Genomic DNA, 19,905 nt, shown 5'->3' on the forward strand with positions numbered 1-19,905 from the left:
TGGTTAAAATACACCAAGGCTACGGTGCTCTCAATCACAATAGCCAGCTATTGCTCAATCAAGCGTCTTGCCCTGATGCATTTTCTCTGCGCACAACAAGATCACAAATTTAATGAAAGTGGTATTACTCTTGGTTTTGCTTAAGCTTCTATAGCAAACGCCTAGATCTAGCTATTCAGACTACTCATAGCAGCGAATGCTGTCTTCTCAAGTGGCTTACTCTATTCTTCCCTAAATGCCTCTGCCGAAAGATGGTGGCGATTAAGCAGTTTGTAAAATTCGGTGCGATTTCTTTGTGCTATTTTTGCTGCTTGTGAAACATTCCCGGCCGTAATCTTTAACAGCTTGGCAAGGTAATCACGTTCAAATTTATCTCTGGCTTGGACAAATGAGGGTAAAATCGTGGTGTTATCGCGCAGTGCATTCTTTACCAACATTTCGCTAATTAATGGCTCAGTAGACAAGGCGAGTGTTTGCTCAACAACATTTTGTAATTGTCTGATATTGCCTGGCCAAGTTGCGCTGATCAACACTTCCATGGCTTCTTGCGAAAAACCAGTAATATTGATGTGTGATTGGTCTGCAGACTGACTTAAAAAATATTGCGCAAGTAATGGGATATCTTCTCGACGTTCAGACAAGGGTGGCAACTCTAATTCAACGACATTGAGTCGGTAATACAAGTCTTCACGAAATGTTTTGTCAATAATGGCTTGCTGTAAATTTTTATGGGTTGCTGAAATAATTCTAACATCAACTTTAATCGCTTGTGTGCTACCCACGGGGCGTATTTCTCGTTCTTGCAAGGTACGTAGCAGTTTTACCTGAAAACTCATGGGCATATCACCAATTTCATCCAAAAATAGTGTACCGCCATCTGCTGCTTGAAATAAGCCAATATGATTTTTTTCCGCGCCGGTAAATGCGCCTTTGCTATGACCAAATAATTCAGATTCTAGCAGCTGCTCAGGAATAGCAGCGCAGTTAATAGCGGTAAATGTTTGTTGATGTCGAGGGCTTGCCAAATGAATCGCTTTTGCCAACAGCTCTTTACCTGTGCCACTTTGGCTTTGAATAAGTAAACTAAAATCACTTTTTGCCACTTGCTTACTTTGTTGTAAAAGCGACTCCATAATAGTACTGCGACTAATAATTTTATCACGCCATCGGTTATCAGCCTGACTGTGGTTGAGTTCTGCCGGTTGCAGGCGAATGGCTTGTTGTACTATTTCCAGTAGCTCTTTACTTTCAAAGGGCTTAGTGAGAAAACTAAAAACCCCTTGTTTAGTGGCATTAATCGCATCAGGAATAGTGCCGTGGGCGGTCATGATAATGACCGGAATATGGGGGTGCTTAGCTCTTATTTGTTCAAATAGTGCCATGCCGTCCATGCCTTCCATTTTAAGATCGCTGATTACTAATTGCGGATGAAAACTCTCGAGTCGGCCTAGGGCTATTTTGGCATTTTTTGCTGACTCAACTTGATAGCCTGCTGCAGCCAAACGGATAGCAAGTAGTCGCAGCAAGCTAGGATCGTCATCAACGATTAGAATTTTACTGTCTGTTTTAACGGCAGTTGGATTAAGATTGGTCATGGGTTATTCTCGGTGCTTATCTATGGCTAAAATATAGTGCTAAAAATAGGACTTAAATTGATCGATAATCGCTAGTGCACTCAATAGTACCTTTAACTAGCAATTACTAATCTCTTTTATCAATAGCTTGTTCAATGTTTTTTAGTTGTTTAATAGTTTGCTCTAATAACTTCACTTGTTCGATTAATGTTTCTTGTTGTTTTATTGCTTGCTGTCGTTGTGATTGTTGAAGCTCTTGTTGCTGAGCGAGCAAGCGACTTCTCATCAGTAAATATTGATTTAATTGATCGCGCAATAAGGAAATAAAAGCCTGTTCGCTTGGGCTGATATTAGCGAATGCGGCATTGTTATCCTCACTGTTCAATTCATTTAACAACACTTTAGCGTTTAACGCATTGTAAATAGGTGACGTAGGTAGGCTATAAAGTAGCAGAAGTTTTATCTGCGCTTCATGATAGTGCATCTGGCTGTTTTTTTTTGTTGGTTTTTCAAGTGCTTTTTTTTGCTTACTAATCTCATCGGTTAGTTGTTGTTGGTCAAGTTGTTGCAATGTTAGGTAATACTCACCATAACTTGTGCTGCTATTATCGTGCTTTGTCATGAGTTGACAACCAGATAACAGTAGTACCACTATGCTTAGTACTATCATTACTGATGAAAATCGCTGTAAATTAGCCATTAAACAGATTCCTCTTGGCGAAAAGCGCGTGGTAAGGTGATTTTTATTTTAGTCCCCTGTTGGTCACTTTTTGCAGTCAAAAATTCAATATCGCCATTGAGGCGTAGTATGAGTTCTTTAACTATGGTGAGACCGAGACCACTGCCTTTGATTAAATTTTTCTCAGGTGGCGGACCTTGATAAAAAGCATCAAATATTTTGTCTTTATTTTCCTCAGTAATCCCCATACCTTGATCGCTAATAAAGAGCTGCAAGTGGCCATCTACTAATGCCGAAGAAATATCTATAACGCCTTCATCCGGTGAATATTTTATCGCGTTGGACAAAATATTGTCGATAATAACCGCTACTTGTTTACGATTACTAAAAAGAGCGATATCACTCAATTTATTATTAAGGATGATTTTTTTACGCTTTATAGCTAACTTTTGCTCTGCGATCACTTGATAGACTACCTCATTAATCTGTATTAACTTAGAATCTTGTAAACTGGTTGAGTCGAGGACAATATTGAAATCGAGTAAGTCTTCAATATGCTTTTGTAAGCGAAAGACGCTGTCTTTAATAATGTGAGAAATTTCTTGTTGCTCGGCATTGAGTTCACCAACACTATTATCATATAACAGCTCTGTGCCTTCTCTAATTGCTGCTAGGGGAGTTTTTAATTCATGTGATATATGGCGAATAAAGCTCGATTTTTGTAACTCTAATGCTTGTAAACGTGTACGCATGTTTTCCAAGGCTAGCACTATTTCTTGAATTTCTGGCGAACCTGTTACTTTGATTTCATGATCAAAATGCCCTTGTTGTAATCGAAAAATACTCTGGGCAAGTACTTTAAGCGGGCTAGTGATTAAGAAAATAAATATAGCCGCAATAAGTAGGCTAATAGGAATAATAATTAAACTCTGGATCATAATATCGCGGACAGCTTGCGCGGCCTGTTTAATATTTGTGATATGTAAGGTATTAAGTTCACCACTTCGCTGAGTAATTTGCTCATAAGTCATATTTAGGGCACTAAACTTGACCTGTATTGGCTTGATGATTGTGCTGTCAGTAGGCGATTTTTGTACAGCTTCTGGCATGGTCTGTTCAATCAGTGTCGTAACAGTTTGGGCATATTCAGTTACTAATAGCCGTAATTTTTGGTCTTGACTCGCCGCCATTAATTGTTGAGCTAAGTGTAATATTTGCTTGCACTGCTCATTATAGCTGGTTGCCAAAGCTGGATCTCGCAGTACTAAATATTGTGCAGCACTGCGTTCCAGTTTGATTTGACTACTTTTCAGTAATTGTTGCTGATCCAATATCTCCGTTATACCGGTAATTGCACTGGCACTTTTTTTAGCAAGCGTATTGACTTGCGAGGCACCAAAAATTAAAGCAATGACCAGAGGTAAAGCGACTAAACCAAAGCCTAATAAGGTTAATGATTTTATTGATAAGCTCTTTATCGAAAAATTTCTATTATGCGCTTTATTGGCGAGTGTGGTTGAATTGCTCACAATGCGTGCTTGGGCCTTTTTTCCTCATAAACATTTATATAGTGTTAGCTAAAAACGCAAAAAAAACAATGCTGTCTCAATACGGAGACAATAGTGCTGACAGCTTTTAATTTTTTTAAATTATTGTTTTATATGTATATTTTTTAAGTTAGTTAGTTTCAGTCACTATTTATAAATTATGGTGCAGACAAGTTGTTGCTAATTAGAGACATCCATTAGGAACGTTTATTATTTAAATCTATAAAAATCAATTGCCTATGTTTTGGCACGGGATGTGCAAAGTATCTATTGTAAGTGGCACGGGCCATGCTCGGCATATTTTTTGATGTGCTATTAATTAAAAGGATTCAGATATGAATAATATGAGCTTAAAAAAACTGTCTATCACTGTTGTTGTCGCATCACTGGCATCAAACCTTGCTTTTGCTAACAATGATGTTACTAAAACAACGCTTAAAGTGGCAGAGCCTACATCTTCTTTTTCTCAATTAGTCACAGATTATGACGTCGATAAAAGTAATAGCTTAAGTGCAAATGAATTAGCTAAAAATGAGACATTAACAAAAGTTTTTGTTCAGCTCGATATTAATGGCGATACAGAAATTAATGAAGAAGAATTTAACCAATATCTAGCTAAGATGAAAAAGCATTTATTATAAAAAATAATTTTTGTCTGTTAATAGCTTGTTTTTTCGACTGCTAGTGTTTTTTTAACCAAGCAGTCGATCATTTTTACTGACTTTAAGGACCTCCCCACATGAAAGATCAGTCTTCTGAAGATAGTTTGTCGCGTTATGTTAAAATTGATAAATGGATTTTTGAAGTGAAATCAGTACGGGCAATACGCGTTGAGGATTTTGGTAAACCTTACACTGCTGTTGCCAACATTGCCTTAAATGGTGACAGCGCATATATTGATGGCCTGTTGACTCGTGAAGATGATGACTTTACACGTGAAGACTATCAAACCTTTGGAAAAATGAGTCAGCAATTAGGACTTGAAACCATAAGTTTTGATCGTTTTAAGCAACAGCGAAAATTTTCAGATACGGTTAAAGTGCCGCCAATAAATTGTGTTCAACCCGATTTAAAATTAGTTATAGTATAGTTATTAGCACTGATTGCGTTTAGCATGGTGCGTTAACGTATTTTAAAGGCAGTCTAATGAATTCGGTTAAAGTTAATAATACTTATATTACACCATCTAAAATTATTTGTGTTGGTCGAAATTACACTTTACATATCAGTGAACTAGGTAATGAAGTTCCTGATGATATGGTGTTATTTATGAAACCCAATGCGGCTATTGGTGAGCAACTTTGCTCTTACCATCAAGAAACCTTGCATTATGAAGCTGAGCTTTGTTTTTTGTATCAAAAAAGTAAATTTTCTGCCCTTGCTATAGGTTTAGATTTGACTAAAAGAGCCTTGCAAACTCAGTTAAAATCTAAAGGCTTGCCATGGGAGCGCGCTAAAGCCTTTACAGGTTCTGCACTATTTAGCGATTTTGTGACGATAGATGTTATTGATAAATGCCTATCGTTAGCGCTTTTGATCAATGGTGAATGCCGACAATCTGCTTCAATAGCGATGATGTTACATTCACCGCAAGCCATATTGGATGAAATTCGTTCTTTTATTACCCTAGAAGACGGCGATATTGTGATGACAGGCACACCTGCCGGTGTCGGTGAAGTGGTATCGGGTGATGTCTTTGAAGGGCGAGTACTAAATAAAGATAAGGTTCTAGTGACTAAACAATGGCAAGCAACTTAGCTTGCAACCAATATAATATCTCACTGTAATGAGTGTGTTACGCTCATTCTATGCGATAATTGATTAAATTAACTTAACTGTTTAAAACTCACTTTATGCAACGTATCACGCTTTATACCATGACTAATTGCCCACATTGCCAGACGGCAAAACGCTACCTTGAAGAAAAAAAAATTGCGTTTCGTTTATGTAATGTAAAGACGCCAGCAGGCCAGAAAGAGTTTGCCAAATTAAACTTACGTGGTGTACCGGTATTAAAAATCGGTAATCAAGTTCTCAGAGGCTTTAACATTAAAAGCTTTAATGAACTATATCAAGATAACTAATCCTCAACAGACCAATACTAAAGCCATAAAAAGTACCTTTATTATCGAGAAGCTTGAAGAAATTGTTCAGAGGTTTTTCGCCAAGAGAATATTTTTTGGTATTGGCCTTGCAGTATCCTTGTGTGCTACCCAGAAAAAATATTGTTGTAACAACTAGGTTAAAGTCAAAAGTCACCAGTCACAGCCAAAAAAATCACAGCAAAACATTGTTGAGCAACTCTTAGTTAATTCATCACTGAACAATAGATAAATAACATCAAGCTAGTGTGACTATCAGTATCACGATTGCGACATTTATTTGTCTTGTCGTCCCAATCTGAAAATAATGTTCATTTTTATCTCAATACTGGTCAAGCTTTATATCAAGCAAAATACCAGAATAACAATCAAGTTAAAGTTTTTTAATCCTAAATCATTATTACTACGTATAACAAAACTATAAGTTACTTAGCTATAATTTTTCCTATTATCCAAGTATATTCAAAATATCAACGTTCAAGTATTTATCCATTATGAATAGTTTAAATAGGCTCGCAGAAGCCATAATTTCTGGTCTGCAAGATTACATCAATCAACGCGGCTTTCGCGCATTAATACACTTTGAATTGGAAGGGTGTTATCAAAAGCCAAAAGATAAGCATATAGATTATAGGCAGGTGAATAGAAATTTATTAGCACTGGGTATTGATGGTGAAGTGGTTGCTGAGTATTGGAGTAATCAGTGGGAGTATGTGTCTATTTTCAATGGCCAAAGCCCATTAAAAGAGGCACAAAACCTTAGTCGCGCTATTGAAATATTGCCGAAACTGTTTGCTGCTCAAGGCGCGACAAAAACACTTATTAAGCCTGTTATTTGGGCGGGTGACCATGGCAAGTTGGCTGCTGGGTGTGAAAGTATTTTCAGTGGCGATAACCGTGCGGTACATATCCCTAATGCGGTACAAATTAATGTTAGCGTACAAGATGTCAGTGGAAAAAATTTACTGGTTTCTGGTGATTTTGGTGAATGTTTACAGCAACATTTTTTACGTACAAGTTTAGCTTGTTGCTTAATTTATCTGCCAGAAGAAGAAGCCTTTGAACGCTTAGCATTAAAGTCGAAATATGGCTTAGCAGAAGAACTATGCTCCCCTGTTGATATTTCTGGCGGGCATCAAGGCAGTATTGCTTTGTACAGAGACATTGGTAAACACAATCAAAAAATGGGTGTTGAGCCACTATTATATGATGATAAAAATAATGTCATCGTGAGTCAGAATAATTGGCATAAAACCGCTAGGATTGAACACAGGTTAGGTGCGTCAAGTGAGCACTACAACCCCTATTTGAATGTGATTTTTGCTTTGTTAAATGTTATTGAAGCTATTGATGAGATGAAAAATGGCTACCAGGTGCAGAGTGAAACGTATGGCCAGTTACCGAGCTCGTTACATGATCAAGCCAACAGTGTTGGCGCTATTACGTTATTTGCCAATAATGATTGGTTCAACCAAAGTATAGACAAAGCACTCAGTGTAACCGGCAGTTATGGTGAAAAAACAACAGAGTTAAGTATGGGGCAATTATTGCAACATGGTTATTTAAAACAATTTCAACGGCCAAGTATCATTATTTAAAGCGTGAGTTTTGAAATACTAAGTCGACTACCAACATATTTAGCGAAGAATTAAATGATAAAACAATTAAATACCCCGACACTTGATGGCAACTCGACAGCAGAAAAGCGACAAGAGTTGACTGAATACTTTAAAAATACTTGGTCGACATATGAGTCATTATTCTCACTGATCAATCATGACCATGCCTATTTTTTAAGGCCAGAACGGTTACGTCACCCGTTAATTTTTTATTTTGGACATACCGCAACTTTTTATATCAATAAGCTGATACTGGGTAAATATATTAAGCAGCGAGTCAACAGCCGTTTAGAAGCTATTTGCGCGGTCGGGGTTGATGAAATGAGTTGGGACGATCTTAATAGCGAACACTATGATTGGCCAAGTGTCGATGAAGTTCGAATTTATCGCCAGCAAGTTTATGATTTAGTACTCGATTTAATTGACAATATGGCGTTGAGTTTACCCATTACGCAAGACTCGTTAGCATGGATGATATTGATGGGCTGCGAGCACGAACGTATTCATCTTGAAACGTCATCGGTGATTATGCGTATGTTGCCATTAAAGTGGTTAACAAGCCAAGATCAATGGCAGCCGTGCTTAAATTCATCAGTTGCACCTGAAAACCAATTAATACCGGTTAAGTCTCAGCACTTATCGTTAGGAAAAAAAGCAGATGACAAAACCTTTGGCTGGGATAATGAATATGGCCATCAAGACGTTGATGTTGATAACTTCAGTGCCGCTAAATTTCTAGTGTCTAATGATGAATTCATGGCTTTTGTTGTCGCCGGTGGCTATCGAACAGAGCAGTTCTGGTGCCAAGAAGGCCAAGCATGGCTGGAATTTACTCAAGCTGAAATGCCGAGATTTTGGCGCTATAGCAATGGCCAATATGCTCAGCGTAACTTAACAAGTGAGATGCCTTTGCCATTAGATTGGCCGGTAGAAGTTAATTACTTAGAAGCAAAAGCGTTTTGCCAGTGGCGACAAAAAACTACCACAGGTTTTGTTCGTTTACCCACAGAAGCCCAGTGGTATTGTCTTCGTGAGCATGTTGCTGGTGACCAACACCAGTGGCCTGAGGTGCCAGGTAATATTGACTTAGCTTATCAAGCATCATCATGCCCAGTTAACCGACATCAGCAGGGTGAATTTTTTGATGTTATTGGTAATACTTGGCAGTGGACTGAATCAGCCATTGACGGCTTTGCTGGCTTTAATGTTCACCCTTTATACGACGACTTTTCGACACCGACCTTTGACGGCGAGCATAACTTAATTAAAGGCGGGTCTTGGATCTCTACGGGTAATGAAACTTTAGCCTCTTCACGCTATGCCTTTCGTCGACATTTTTATCAGCATGCAGGCTTTCGTTATGTGGTTAGTGAGCATGCAGAAAAACCACCAACAGTAGTTAATAAATATGAAACAAGTAAAGATATTTGCCAGCAGCTTGAATGTTATTTCGGCGCTAATGCGCTTGGCCATGAAAATTATGGTCAACAAATAGCACAACAGGTGGAAAGTTTTATCGCCGCTGAAAATGTTGCGACTGAGCGCTTACTTAATTTAGGCTGTAGTGTTGGGCGAGTAGCATTTGAACTGAGTCAATCTTTTCAACATATTGATGCGGTAGACTTCTCTGCGCGCACCATTCAATATGGTGTGCAATTACAAACTGGCGCTAGTGTCCGTTATACCCATACGATTGAAGGAGATATCTGTGAGTATAATGAAATTACCCTAGCGGATAAGGTTAAACAGGCTAATAGTGACCGGATATTGTTCAGTCAGGCAGACGGTTGTAATCTCAAAGATAACTTTAAGCACTATGATGTTATTTTGATTCAAAATGCTTTGGAGCAGAGTTACGATCCTAAGCGTTTATTGGCTAATGCCGTAAGCCGTTTAAACCCGTTAGGGTTACTGATTATTATTTCAGATTACCATTATCAGTTGCAGACAACTGATAAAGCTAAATGGCTAAGTGGCATAAAAGTTAATGGCGAAAACTTATCAGGTATTGATGCCTTAACCAGTGAGCTCAATGATGAGTTTGACCTTGTAGCGACCAAAGATTTACCGCGCGTTGTTGCAGACTCTGCGCGTAATTTCAATGTCTCTTACTGTCAGCTTAGTGTTTGGCGAGCAAAATAGCTTGCTGACTTATCGCCGTATTTACATAAGCATTTATATAAAGAAGAATAGTTAACCTATGCCAACTTACTCACTGCCTAAACATATTGCTTATAGTCAAAGTCTTGCGGGTTATATACAGCATAATTTAAGTGATTCGACCGCACAGGCTTTGACATTAGCTCAGTTGTGTCAGCTTGGCACTGCTGGTTTAGACGCTAGCAGTTTAGGCACTAATAATCTAACTATAAGCGCTGTTGAAACAGACCCTATTGGCGCAACACTTTTAAGTTACTCGCCTGTTCAAGGCGATGAAGCGTTGCGGCAAGAAATCGTTAATTTTCACCAAGGGTTAAACTGCCATCGCCGATTAATAACAGCCGATAGCGCGGTGACATTTTGCGGCGCGCAGGAAGCCCTTTCAGCCATTTATCAAGCAGTATTAAGTGCCGGCGATGAAATAGTTGTCATGACACCCAGTTATCCGTCTTTGGTCAGTATGGCGAAGTCGATGGGCGTTATCGTCAGAGAAATAGCACTTTGCGCTGACAACCATTGGCAAGCCAATATTGACGATTTTAAGCAAGTGGTGAATAACAAAACCCAGCTTATTGTGCTGAATTCACCACATAACCCAACGGGTAGTGTTATTGACAGTGAACTCGCTGAGCAAATACTGCAACTGGCGCAGCATTATCAGTGTTACTTGTTAAGTGACGATGTTTCACAAGCCAGCAATTACGATGATTTAGCTTTAGCTCATGGTTATTTAGACTACGCAAAAAGTATTGTTGTGGGTGTGATGTCTAAGAGCTTAGGATTGGCCGGCGTTCGTATTGGTTGGGCGGTAACACCCAATAAGGCATTACAGCAAAGCTTAATGGCAATTAAAGCCGTTCATTCTATTTGCTGCTCGAAAATTGATGAAAAATTAGCGCTGCAGGCATTGCAAAATAGCCAAGAAATTTTAACACGCAATAATCAGCTTATTGCCGACAATATAGCGCTTTTTTTGGCACTTGTTGCACGACACCCAGAAAAATTACATTGGCATAAGCCTCAGGCAGGTATGCTCGCATTAGTTGAGGTTAAAAATATCGACTCAATAATATCTTGGTCAGATAAACTTGCCAAGCAAAGCGGTATATTAGCGCTGCCAAGTGAGCTTTTCGGACTTTCAGGTAATTATTTTCGCTTAGGGCTAGGCCAAAAGAGCTTCGCCAACACACTAGAAAAATTTGAAGATTATTTGCTAACAATGAATATGGATAGCGCTTAACAGCTGACAGTTTATAACGGTCAGCAATCACTTTTTAGTTATTTACAGTACGTAAAAAAACATCATAAAAAAGTGGCACAAAGCGGCTAAAAATACAAAAACATGCCAAATAGCATGACTATATTGCTTGTCTTTTCTGACGTAAAAAATAGTACCCAAGCCATAAATAATACCACCTAAAGCCAGTAAAATCATGCCTTCATAGGCAAGTTTAGCATTGAGCTTATGTATAAAGGTTAGGGAAATCAAACCCAAACCTAAATAGGTTGATAGCGATAACTTCTTATATTTGTTACCAAACTTAACTTTAAAAGCGATACCTAAAATGGCTAGCCCCCAAATAAGAGCTAACATTAGCGGGCCAATGTCATCAGCTAATGTAACTAGCATGAGTGGGGTATATGTGCCGGCAATCAATAAATAAATCGCACAATGATCGAGTAGCTTAAATACTCTTTTTGCCTTTTTATGTAATAGCGCATGATAAAGTGTTGAGGCACTAAACAGTAAAACCAGACTAGCGCCATAAATACTAAAACTGATGATTTTAACCATGTCAGTTTGTATCCAGGCTAAAGTGACTAAAAGTGTTAAGCCGGCGACACTAAGCAATGCTGCCAGTCCGTGACTAACTGCATTGACAATTTCTTCTGCTAAACCGTAATCTTGATTTTGCACGTTATATATTCCTATTTCAGTGTACACGTGTACGCCGAGCATGATAACAAGCCACAGATTGGAATGCTAGAGGCCTGACCTTTAAGCTTGTGAAGCATGATACAAAAGCTAACATGGTTTCATCATTGTTGAGAAATAAGGGCGAAGAAAAGTTACTTGAAAAAGGTGACTAAGAAAGCGCGTTTGAATAATATTTTTTAGAAAAATTTTTGTCATAACAGCAAAGGCACTATCCATGAACGGGTAGCAAGAGGGGAATTCAGTACTATTGCTTAAAATAAGTTGGAAGTTTTATTTATATCATTAAAATCAATAGGTTAAATTTAATCGTCAAGACACATAAAAATGCGCTTATATAGCGAGCGATATACAAGCGCAAATAAGCACTATAGTGCTAGATCGATAACCATTTCACGTAACTCATCTTTGGAAATTGAGTTGTCATGATTTTTATCAAAGCGATTGAATATGGTTTCACACATACGAATGCCTTTATCTTGTAGCAAGCAGTCAATCAATTCGACAAACTCACTTCTATTGATGACACCGTCTTTATCTTCATCAAACAATTCAAATAATTCATCTACCCACTGATTTAATTCCATCAGTCATCCTCTTATCTGGCGAATAATACTTATAACAGACTTTATCGTTATTTTAGGACTATGTGAATGATTAATTCTGTTATTTCGTGCAATCGTGTGTTTTTGCCACATAAGGCTATTTTTATAGAGCAAAGGGCATTGCTGATATCGAATAGCATGATGATCGCTCTTTAGCATGATAAATATCACAGCAAGTCATGTTATTTTTCAATTAACTATTTTTTACTTTATTTAGCGCTTAGCAACTTGGTTATGTGTTAACTTCTTAGCGGCTCTATCTCGCGGTAGTCGGTCGTGTTAGCCATTAAAAATAGTTTGAATTGAATTTTAAAAAAAAAGATGTAATAGAATCGCCAATGATAAGACTATGCAGTCAAGGTTTTAAAGGGAAGATAAAATGAAAATAAATTGGAAAGGTTTATTGAGTGCAAGTTTACTCATTGCAATAACCAACAGCAGTTGGGCTGAGAATAGTGTAAAACAGCCATTAACCTTAACAAGCTGTTATATAGAGGGTATTAGACAACAAGTACAGTGCGGCACTTTAGTTACACCAGAGAATTATGAAAAACCAGATGGCGTAAAAATTGATATAAATTTTGTGTTGTTACCGGCAATAGATAATAGTCAAGAAAAACACCCGCTAATGTTTCTGGCCGGTGGCCCGGGTCAAGCCGCAACTGAGCTGGCTAGCCATATTTTTCGCGGTTTTAACGAGATTAGAAAAACCCGCGATTTAATTCTTATTGACCAACGCGGCACAGGTCAGTCACATCCTCTGCAATGTGAAGACTCATTAGAGATTGATCCCTACACCAGTATACCTGAAGATTTTGCCCTTACTGATATTGAGCAATGTCTAGCGCAGCTTACGGGAGACTTAAGCCAATATAACTCAGAAAATTCGATTCGAGATTTTGAGGCGGTGCGAGCGGCGTTAGGTCATCAACAAGTACATATTTACGGCGGCTCTTATGGCACCCGTGCCGGTTTGGTTTATATGCGTATGTTCCCAAATTCGTTAAAAAGTGTGGTACTCGACAGTGTTGGCCCAATCGAAGTGCCTATTGGCTTATTTGGTAAAAGCGCAGAGCAGTCCTTTATTAAGCTGGTTGAAAACTGTCAGAACGAACTAAGTTGTGCGGCACAATACCCAGAATTGGCAAATGAGTTTGCCGCCATCACCAATAAATTATCGCAGGCACCGGTGACGGTAGAAATTGACCATCCAAGATTAGGCACTAATACCGCCTTTATTATTAGTAAGGATAAATTCATTTCAACCATACAAATGCAACTGTACTCGATGGAAACACGTAGCCTAGTGCCGCTGTTAATTCATCAAGCCTATTTAGGTAACTATAAGCCATTGGCGGGTGTTATTGCTCAAAGTGAAGGTGGCATGGGTATTTATATAGCTTTGCATTTTAATATTGTTTGCAATGAAGACTATCCCAGAATATCTGCCGGTATGAAAGCTGACGATGCCGACAATAATTTTGCTAAAGGCATGAGCTTAACTATGGTTGGAAAAGTGTGTGCTGTTTGGCCAAAGTATCAACCGAGCGACGATTTTTATCAAACCGTTAGTGCGGATATTCCAACCCTGATCATGTCGGGTGCATTAGACCCGGTCACGCCGGCCAGTAATGGTGAAAAGTCTGACGCGCATTTACCCAATAGTCATCATATTATTTCTAAAAACAACGCGCATATCGTTGCCTCAACCGCTTGCGGTATTAAAATCGTTAATGAATTTTTAGAGCAACAAACGCCAAAGGAACTTGATGAGTCATGTCTTGAAGAAATTCCTGACGAGTCATTTATGGTGGGTTTAAATGGTGGTGCAGCCCAAGTAACGCCTAGCGCTATGCCAACAAAAGCAAAGGAATAAATCATGATTGAAGTTAATAATTTACATAAAAGTTTTGTCAGCAAAAAAAATACCGTTAAAGCGTTAGATGGTTTGTCGTTTACTGCAAAAGATGGCGAAATTACTGGTATTTTAGGCCCCAATGGTGCCGGTAAAACTACTTGTTTGCGCACACTATACGGTTTACTTCGTGCCGATGAAGGTTATGTGACCATTGATGGTATTAAAGTGACAGAAGAGCCGATTAAAGCTAGAAAACTATTAGGCATATTTCCCGATAAATTTGGCTTGTATGAGCGCTTAACCGCTTATGAACAAATTGATTATTTTGCCAGTATTCATGGCATGCAAGGCGCAAAAAAGCATGCCGCCATTGAGCAAATTCTATCTGATTTAGAAATGACTGAATTAGCGCATCGCAAAACGGTGGGGTTTTCGCAAGGCCAGCGCATGAAAGTGACCTTGGCTCAGGCATTAGTTCATCAACCGAAAAATTTTGTACTTGATGAACCCACCCGTGGTTTAGATGTGATGAGTACGCGCGTGCTGCGTAACCACTTAGCTAAATTCAAAGCCAAAGGCCACTGCATTTTATTTTCCTCACATGTTATGCAAGAAGTTGCTGCGTTGTGCGATCGCGTGATCATAGTTTCAAACGGTAAATTAGCGGCCCAAGGCACACCGCAAGAGTTGTGTGATTTAGCAGGAGAAAGCTTATTGGAAGAAGCCTTCGTGAAACTCATTGGCTCTGATGAAGGAGTCGCCGCATGATGCAATTGAAAGCCTTAATGGTAAAAGAGTTTAAAGAAGCTTTTCGCGACCGGCGCGCACTAATGGTAGCGATGAGCATGGCTTTATTGATGCCGGTCATGATCATGGTCATGTTAAAAGTCGCGATTAAAGAAGCGGTAGACAACCCGCCAGTTTATGTGAAATATAGTGGTGAGCAACATGCACCAAAACTGATTAACGCCCTCAAAGACGAGAATATTTTATCTTTTGCTGATGTACCCGAAGATGAAGAGCGTAATTGGAATGAACGTAATATTGAACTGAGCATTCCTGATACATTCATTGTCGATATGGCAGCAGGTAAGCCGATTGAATTAACTTTGCGCGCTGATTATAACGAGAAATCGTTAACGTCACCTATTCGCCGAATTAAAGCTGTTATTAGCGAACACTCGTTAACTATTGGTTACAAACGGCTATTAGTACGCGGTATAGACACTAAATTATTGCAACCCATTAAACTGCTTGAGCAAGACACCTCACTGCCTAGTAGCAATGCAGTGATGATCTCACTCATTTTAGGGGTTTATTTAATGATGGCGGCGTTTATGTCGGGTTTACCTGTGGCGATTGATTCGAGCGCAGGTGAACGAGAGCGTAATGTTTTAGAAATGCTGCTGTGCCAGCCGGTAAGTACGTTGAAAATAGTGCTGGCGAAGTTGAGTTGTGCCAGCGCTATTTCAATTATCTCCATTATATTAATGCTGGTGTTGACCTCAGTGGCGATGAACTTTGTTGACCTAACTAAAATAGGGGCAACTTTTAGTATTGACGCTAGTACCTTTGTTATATTGTTGTTGTTATTGGTACCTATTTGCTTTCTCGCCGCGGCACTACAGCTATTATTCGCCTTTCAGGCCAAGAGTTTTAAAGAAGCACAATCAACCGTGACCATGTTAATTATGGTGCCTAGTGTTATTCCTTTTGCCTTAATGATGATGGATGATAAGCCTGCTTGGATCGATTGGATGCCAATATCTGGTCAGTCATTGTTGATGGAAGATGTTTTTAAAGGCTTAGCTATTGATTGGAGTGCCTTGCTATTTACCAGTGCAGCCACTATTGCCTTAACTGTGGTCTTGGTGTTAATTTTGGCGAAACGATTAACCTCTGAAAAAGTGGTGATGTCGTTAAGTTAGTCACAGTAAGTCAGTAACAGATAGAGCCGTTCCATAATAAGATATAGCTCGAGAACGGCTTTGGTTAAGCGGGTATAAAAAACTTCAGGTAAGTCGCATTAGTGTGCAAAAAAAGCCAGTGCAAAGTGGCTAAAGAGCCATTGAGTTATTTATTGAATTAGTTATTTACTTAGTAAGTAAGCAAGGCATATTGATTCATTGTCTGGGTAGGTTAACCAGGATTAAAGACTGCTACATCCTAGGAGCAATAGTTTTGAAACAAACTCTGCGATTCAAAACAAGCTGCTTTAATATATCGTGTTAACTATACGCGCGCATTACTCAGCTTTTCCGCCATCTCAAGGGGTAACGCTTTATTGCCCTTAAATATTTGAGTCATGCTTGCGTTTATTATTTGAGTTGGGGCTTAGATCGATAACAACGCCTTGCCACCTTGCTAAGCGCAGGATCTGGTTAACAGAACTAAGTGTTATTGGTGCCGAATAAATCACAGTTTATTTTTCTTAATTTGCATTTAATTTGATTAAATGTGTTGTTTTATGAATTAAATGTATTGTTTTTGCGCTTTTAAGACAGTATATTAGTTTCAACTATCTATTGATGTTAGTACTAAAAACTTTTACAGCTAACTGCAAAGTATATTTGATTGCAAAATGAACTAAGAGAGCACGGTTTTATCGTGTACAAGCTCAGCAAGTTCAGGCAAAATATGCCGCAATTAATTTAGAACTAAAGCCAACCCCCAGTATTGCCAATGGCAGACTATTTGAGGATATAACATGTTTACACGTGATATGAATATTGCTGATTTTGATCCAGAACTTTATCAAGCAATGAGTAACGAAGTTGTTCGTCAAGAAGAACACATTGAACTCATCGCTTCGGAAAACTACTGTAGTCCACGTGTACTCGAAGCTCAAGGTTCACAACTGACGAATAAATATGCTGAAGGTTACCCAGGTAAGCGTTATTACGGTGGTTGTGAGTATGTTGATATTGCCGAGCAGCTGGCTATTGATCGCGCAAAAGAATTATTTGGCGCCACTTATGCTAACGTGCAGCCACATGCTGGTTCACAAGCAAATTCCGCTGTTTTCCAAGCCTTAGTTTCTCCAGGCGGCAAAGTATTAGGTATGAGTTTAGCGCATGGCGGTCACTTAACGCATGGTTCACACGTAAACTTTTCGGGTAAGTCATATGAAGCTTTTCAATACGGTTTGCACCCTGAAACCGGTGATATTGATTATGTTGAATTAGAACGTTTAGCATTAGAGCATAAACCAGAGATGATCATTGGTGGTTTCTCAGCCTTTTCTGGTGTGGTTGATTGGGCTCGTATGCGTGAAATCGCCGATAAAGTCGGTGCTTACTTTTTCGTTGATATGGCTCACGTTGCCGGTTTAGTTGCTGCGGGTTTATACCCTAACCCAGTGCCACATGCCCATGTTGTAACGACAACAACACATAAAACATTAGCAGGCCCACGTGGCGGCTTAATTGTTTCGGGCTGTGATGACGAAGCGGTTTATAAAAAATTGAATAGCGCGGTATTTCCTGGTGGTCAAGGTGGACCATTAATGCATGTTATTGCCGCAAAAGCCGTAGCATTTAAAGAAGCATTAGCGCCAGAGTTTAAAGTTTATCAGCAAAACGTGCTAGATAATGCTAAAGCTATGGTGGCGGTATTACAAGAACGTGGCTATAAAGTTGTCTCTAATGGCACAGATAACCATTTATTACTGCTTGATTTAATTGATAAAGATATTACGGGTAAAGATGCTGATGCCGCATTAGGTCGTGCTCATATCACAGTGAATAAAAACTCTGTACCTAATGATCCACGTTCACCTTTTGTCACTTCTGGCCTACGTTTAGGTACACCAGCTATTACTCGTCGTGGTTTTGGTGTTGAAGAAACTAAAACAACTACAGGTTGGATTTGTGATATTTTAGATGATATCAACAACGAAGCCGTGATCGCTAAAGTTCAAGCCGGCGTTAGTGAGCTTTGTGCACGCTTCCCGGTTTATAAGTAATTATTTTTAGCTTTTAACTAATCTTGTTATTTCCTGATTAAATTTAAAATGGCCACTTTCGTGGCCATTTTTTTTGACTTTTTTTATTGGGCTAGTAATCGTTTGCCATTAATCGCAAACTATTTGGCTTAATGAAGTGTTTTCAATTAACATACCAAGATTAAATTGCTCATGACCTGTTAACTTTGGAACTCATCAATGTATTGCCCCTTTTGTTCAGCCAACGAGACTAAAGTTATTGACTCACGTTTAGTGTCAGATGGTCACCAAGTCCGTCGTCGTCGTGAATGTTTAGCGTGCCATGAAAGATATACCACCTTTGAAAGTGCTGAGTTAGTGATGCCACGCATTATTAAGCGTGACGGTTCTCGCGAACCTTTTAACGAAGATAAAATGCGTAATGGCTTATTGCGCGCGTTAGAGAAAAGACCGGTGAGTACTGAAGAAATAGAGTTGTCGATTAATAAACTCAAATCACAACTTAGAGCAACGGGCGAGCGCGAAGTGTCAAGTGAAATGCTGGGTACCATTATTATGGAACAGCTAAAGGTGTTAGATAAAGTTGCTTATATTCGCTTTGCTTCAGTGTATCGCTCGTTTGAAGATATTAAAGAGTTTGGCGAAGAAATCGCTCGTTTAGGCGATGAAAAATAATGAATGAATTCGACGGGTAGAAGCTTCATCACAGTTTAACTTTGAGTCCAGTAATGAGCCATTTTTCGTTAAAAGATCATCAGTTTATGCAGCGTGCCATTAGTTTGGCAAAGCGTGGCCATTTTACCACTTCACCTAATCCTCGTGTCGGTTGTGTCATTGTGTTAGAGGGCGAAGTGGTTGGTGAAGGTTTTCATCAAAAAGCAGGGCAAGGGCATGCTGAAGTTTATGCACTAAAACAGGCTGGAAGCAAAGCCAAAGGTGCCACTGCTTATGTCACGCTTGAGCCTTGTAGTCATTTTGGTTTAACACCGCCTTGTGCAGAAGCGCTGATTAAAGCACAAGTGAGCCATGTTATTGCTGCTATGGTGGACCCGGATCCAAGAGTTTCGGGTCGTGGCCTTGAGTTGTTAACTGAGGCAGGAATAACCACAGAGTTTGGCTTGCTTGAACAAGATGCTCGGGCATTAAACCCTGGTTTTATTCACTTAATGACTACCAAATTACCTTTTGTTCGTTGTAAATTAGCGGCAAGCTTGGACGGAAAAACGGCTATGGCCAGTGGTGAAAGCCAGTGGATAACCTCAAGTGAAGCCCGCACTGATGTTCAGCGACTAAGAGCGCAAAGTTGTGGCATTATTTGTGGCGCCGATTCTGTTATTTTTGACAATGCTCAAATGAATGTCCGTTGGGATGCATTAGGTGAGCTAAAGCAGCGTTATGCACAAGCAGATATTAGGCAGCCAGTTCGTATTATTATTGATGGTAAAAACCGCTTAACACCTGATCTTGCTGTCTTTAAAACCAGTAGTAAAATAATATTAATTCGACAAACTATTGAAAATAGCCAAACTTGGCCGCATTTTGTAGAACAAGTGATTATTTCTAAAGCGGTCGATAGTGAATATATCGATCTCAGTTTATTGTTAGCTTACTTGGCTCAACAAGGTTTGAATGACATTTTAATTGAGTCGGGTGCTAAGCTAGCGGGCGCTTTTATTAGCGCAAACTTAGTTGATGAACTGGTACTTTATCAAGCACCAAAACTTATCGGTAGTGATGGTAAAGGCTTACTTAATATGCCGGCGATATTGCAGCTATCAGCGGCTAAAAACCTCGATATCAATGATATTCGCATGGTGGGTAAAGATATTAGGATAACGGCAAAATTTAGTCGTTAACGTGAAGGTTTTGATTGGCCAAACAA

Annotated in this window: 18 protein-coding genes; 13 read left to right on the top strand and 5 right to left on the bottom strand. The window is 39.2% G+C overall.

The features are described 5' to 3' along the window. Window positions 1-221: 221 nt before the first annotated feature. From H4J59_RS12430 to H4J59_RS19675, 3 genes are all read right to left on the bottom strand, one after another. Complete coding sequence (locus H4J59_RS12430) at window positions 222-1,595, bottom strand: sigma 54-interacting transcriptional regulator (RefSeq protein ID WP_182239820.1); 1,374 nt, start codon at window positions 1,593-1,595, stop codon at window positions 222-224. 106 nt (window positions 1,596-1,701) lie between these two features. After that, window positions 1,702-2,274 carry a hypothetical protein gene (locus H4J59_RS12435; protein WP_182239822.1) on the bottom strand — a complete coding sequence of 191 codons (573 nt, stop codon included), beginning with the start codon at window positions 2,272-2,274 and terminating at the stop codon, window positions 1,702-1,704. Further along, window positions 2,274-3,782 carry a HAMP domain-containing sensor histidine kinase gene (locus H4J59_RS19675; protein ID WP_182239824.1) on the bottom strand — a complete coding sequence of 503 codons (1,509 nt, stop codon included), beginning with the start codon at window positions 3,780-3,782 and terminating at the stop codon, window positions 2,274-2,276. Before H4J59_RS19675 ends, H4J59_RS12435 begins: the two co-directional genes overlap by 1 nt. 353 nt (window positions 3,783-4,135) lie before the next feature. Between H4J59_RS19675 and H4J59_RS12445 the strand changes: the two genes are divergently transcribed. The 7 genes from H4J59_RS12445 (at window position 4,136) to H4J59_RS12475 (ending at window position 10,921) form a co-directional block, all read left to right on the top strand. Further along, window positions 4,136-4,441: a hypothetical protein gene (locus H4J59_RS12445; protein WP_182239826.1), complete on the top strand. Its 306-nt coding sequence runs from the start codon at window positions 4,136-4,138 to the stop codon at window positions 4,439-4,441. A gap of 98 nt (window positions 4,442-4,539) precedes the next feature. Continuing rightward, window positions 4,540-4,890, top strand: coding sequence for a hypothetical protein (locus tag H4J59_RS12450; protein ID WP_182239828.1), 351 nt, complete (start codon window positions 4,540-4,542; stop codon window positions 4,888-4,890). Between the two features lie 56 nt (window positions 4,891-4,946). Further along, window positions 4,947-5,558: a fumarylacetoacetate hydrolase family protein gene (locus H4J59_RS12455; RefSeq protein WP_182239830.1), complete on the top strand. Its 612-nt coding sequence runs from the start codon at window positions 4,947-4,949 to the stop codon at window positions 5,556-5,558. Between the two features lie 95 nt (window positions 5,559-5,653). After that, complete coding sequence (locus tag H4J59_RS12460; protein WP_182239832.1) at window positions 5,654-5,884, top strand: glutaredoxin family protein; 231 nt, start codon at window positions 5,654-5,656, stop codon at window positions 5,882-5,884. Between the two features lie 512 nt (window positions 5,885-6,396). After that, window positions 6,397-7,500 (top strand): hypothetical protein, encoded by a 1,104-nt coding sequence (locus H4J59_RS12465; RefSeq protein WP_182239834.1) that lies wholly within the window; start codon window positions 6,397-6,399, stop codon window positions 7,498-7,500. A gap of 54 nt (window positions 7,501-7,554) precedes the next feature. Further along, window positions 7,555-9,663 (top strand): 5-histidylcysteine sulfoxide synthase, encoded by a 2,109-nt coding sequence (gene ovoA / locus H4J59_RS12470; protein ID WP_182239836.1) that lies wholly within the window; start codon window positions 7,555-7,557, stop codon window positions 9,661-9,663. 58 nt (window positions 9,664-9,721) lie between these two features. Then, window positions 9,722-10,921: a pyridoxal phosphate-dependent aminotransferase gene (locus H4J59_RS12475; RefSeq protein ID WP_182239839.1), complete on the top strand. Its 1,200-nt coding sequence runs from the start codon at window positions 9,722-9,724 to the stop codon at window positions 10,919-10,921. A gap of 42 nt (window positions 10,922-10,963) precedes the next feature. On the opposite strand, the gene H4J59_RS12480 is transcribed toward H4J59_RS12475, so the two are convergent. Beyond that, window positions 10,964-11,599, bottom strand: a complete 636-nt coding sequence (locus tag H4J59_RS12480) for a hemolysin III family protein (RefSeq protein ID WP_310733187.1) — start codon at window positions 11,597-11,599, stop codon at window positions 10,964-10,966. Between the two features lie 386 nt (window positions 11,600-11,985). Beyond that, entirely contained in the window at window positions 11,986-12,204 is a 219-nt protein-coding gene (locus H4J59_RS12485) for an EF-hand domain-containing protein (RefSeq protein WP_182136059.1), read from the bottom strand. A 397-nt stretch (window positions 12,205-12,601) separates the two neighbouring features. Here H4J59_RS12485 and H4J59_RS12490 point away from each other — a divergent pair, with 397 nt between their 5' ends. From H4J59_RS12490 to ribD, 6 genes are all read left to right on the top strand, one after another. Then, window positions 12,602-14,098, top strand: a complete 1,497-nt coding sequence (locus tag H4J59_RS12490) for an alpha/beta fold hydrolase (RefSeq protein ID WP_182239843.1) — start codon at window positions 12,602-12,604, stop codon at window positions 14,096-14,098. A 3-nt stretch (window positions 14,099-14,101) separates the two neighbouring features. Continuing rightward, on the top strand, window positions 14,102-14,848 hold the full coding sequence (locus H4J59_RS12495; RefSeq protein ID WP_182239845.1) for an ATP-binding cassette domain-containing protein: 747 nt from the start codon (window positions 14,102-14,104) through the stop codon (window positions 14,846-14,848). After that, on the top strand, window positions 14,845-16,008 hold the full coding sequence (locus tag H4J59_RS12500; protein WP_182239847.1) for an ABC transporter permease: 1,164 nt from the start codon (window positions 14,845-14,847) through the stop codon (window positions 16,006-16,008). Before H4J59_RS12495 ends, H4J59_RS12500 begins: the two co-directional genes overlap by 4 nt. 779 nt (window positions 16,009-16,787) lie before the next feature. Beyond that, window positions 16,788-18,044 carry a serine hydroxymethyltransferase gene (gene glyA / locus H4J59_RS12505; RefSeq protein WP_182239849.1) on the top strand — a complete coding sequence of 419 codons (1,257 nt, stop codon included), beginning with the start codon at window positions 16,788-16,790 and terminating at the stop codon, window positions 18,042-18,044. A gap of 198 nt (window positions 18,045-18,242) precedes the next feature. After that, complete coding sequence (gene nrdR / locus H4J59_RS12510; RefSeq protein WP_182190102.1) at window positions 18,243-18,698, top strand: transcriptional regulator NrdR; 456 nt, start codon at window positions 18,243-18,245, stop codon at window positions 18,696-18,698. A 53-nt stretch (window positions 18,699-18,751) separates the two neighbouring features. Continuing rightward, on the top strand, window positions 18,752-19,879 hold the full coding sequence (gene ribD / locus H4J59_RS12515; protein WP_182239851.1) for a bifunctional diaminohydroxyphosphoribosylaminopyrimidine deaminase/5-amino-6-(5-phosphoribosylamino)uracil reductase RibD: 1,128 nt from the start codon (window positions 18,752-18,754) through the stop codon (window positions 19,877-19,879). Window positions 19,880-19,905 lie beyond the last annotated feature (26 nt).

The sequence above is a fragment of the Colwellia sp. MB02u-10 genome, assembly GCF_014077185.1.
GTDB lineage: Bacteria > Pseudomonadota > Gammaproteobacteria > Enterobacterales > Alteromonadaceae > Cognaticolwellia.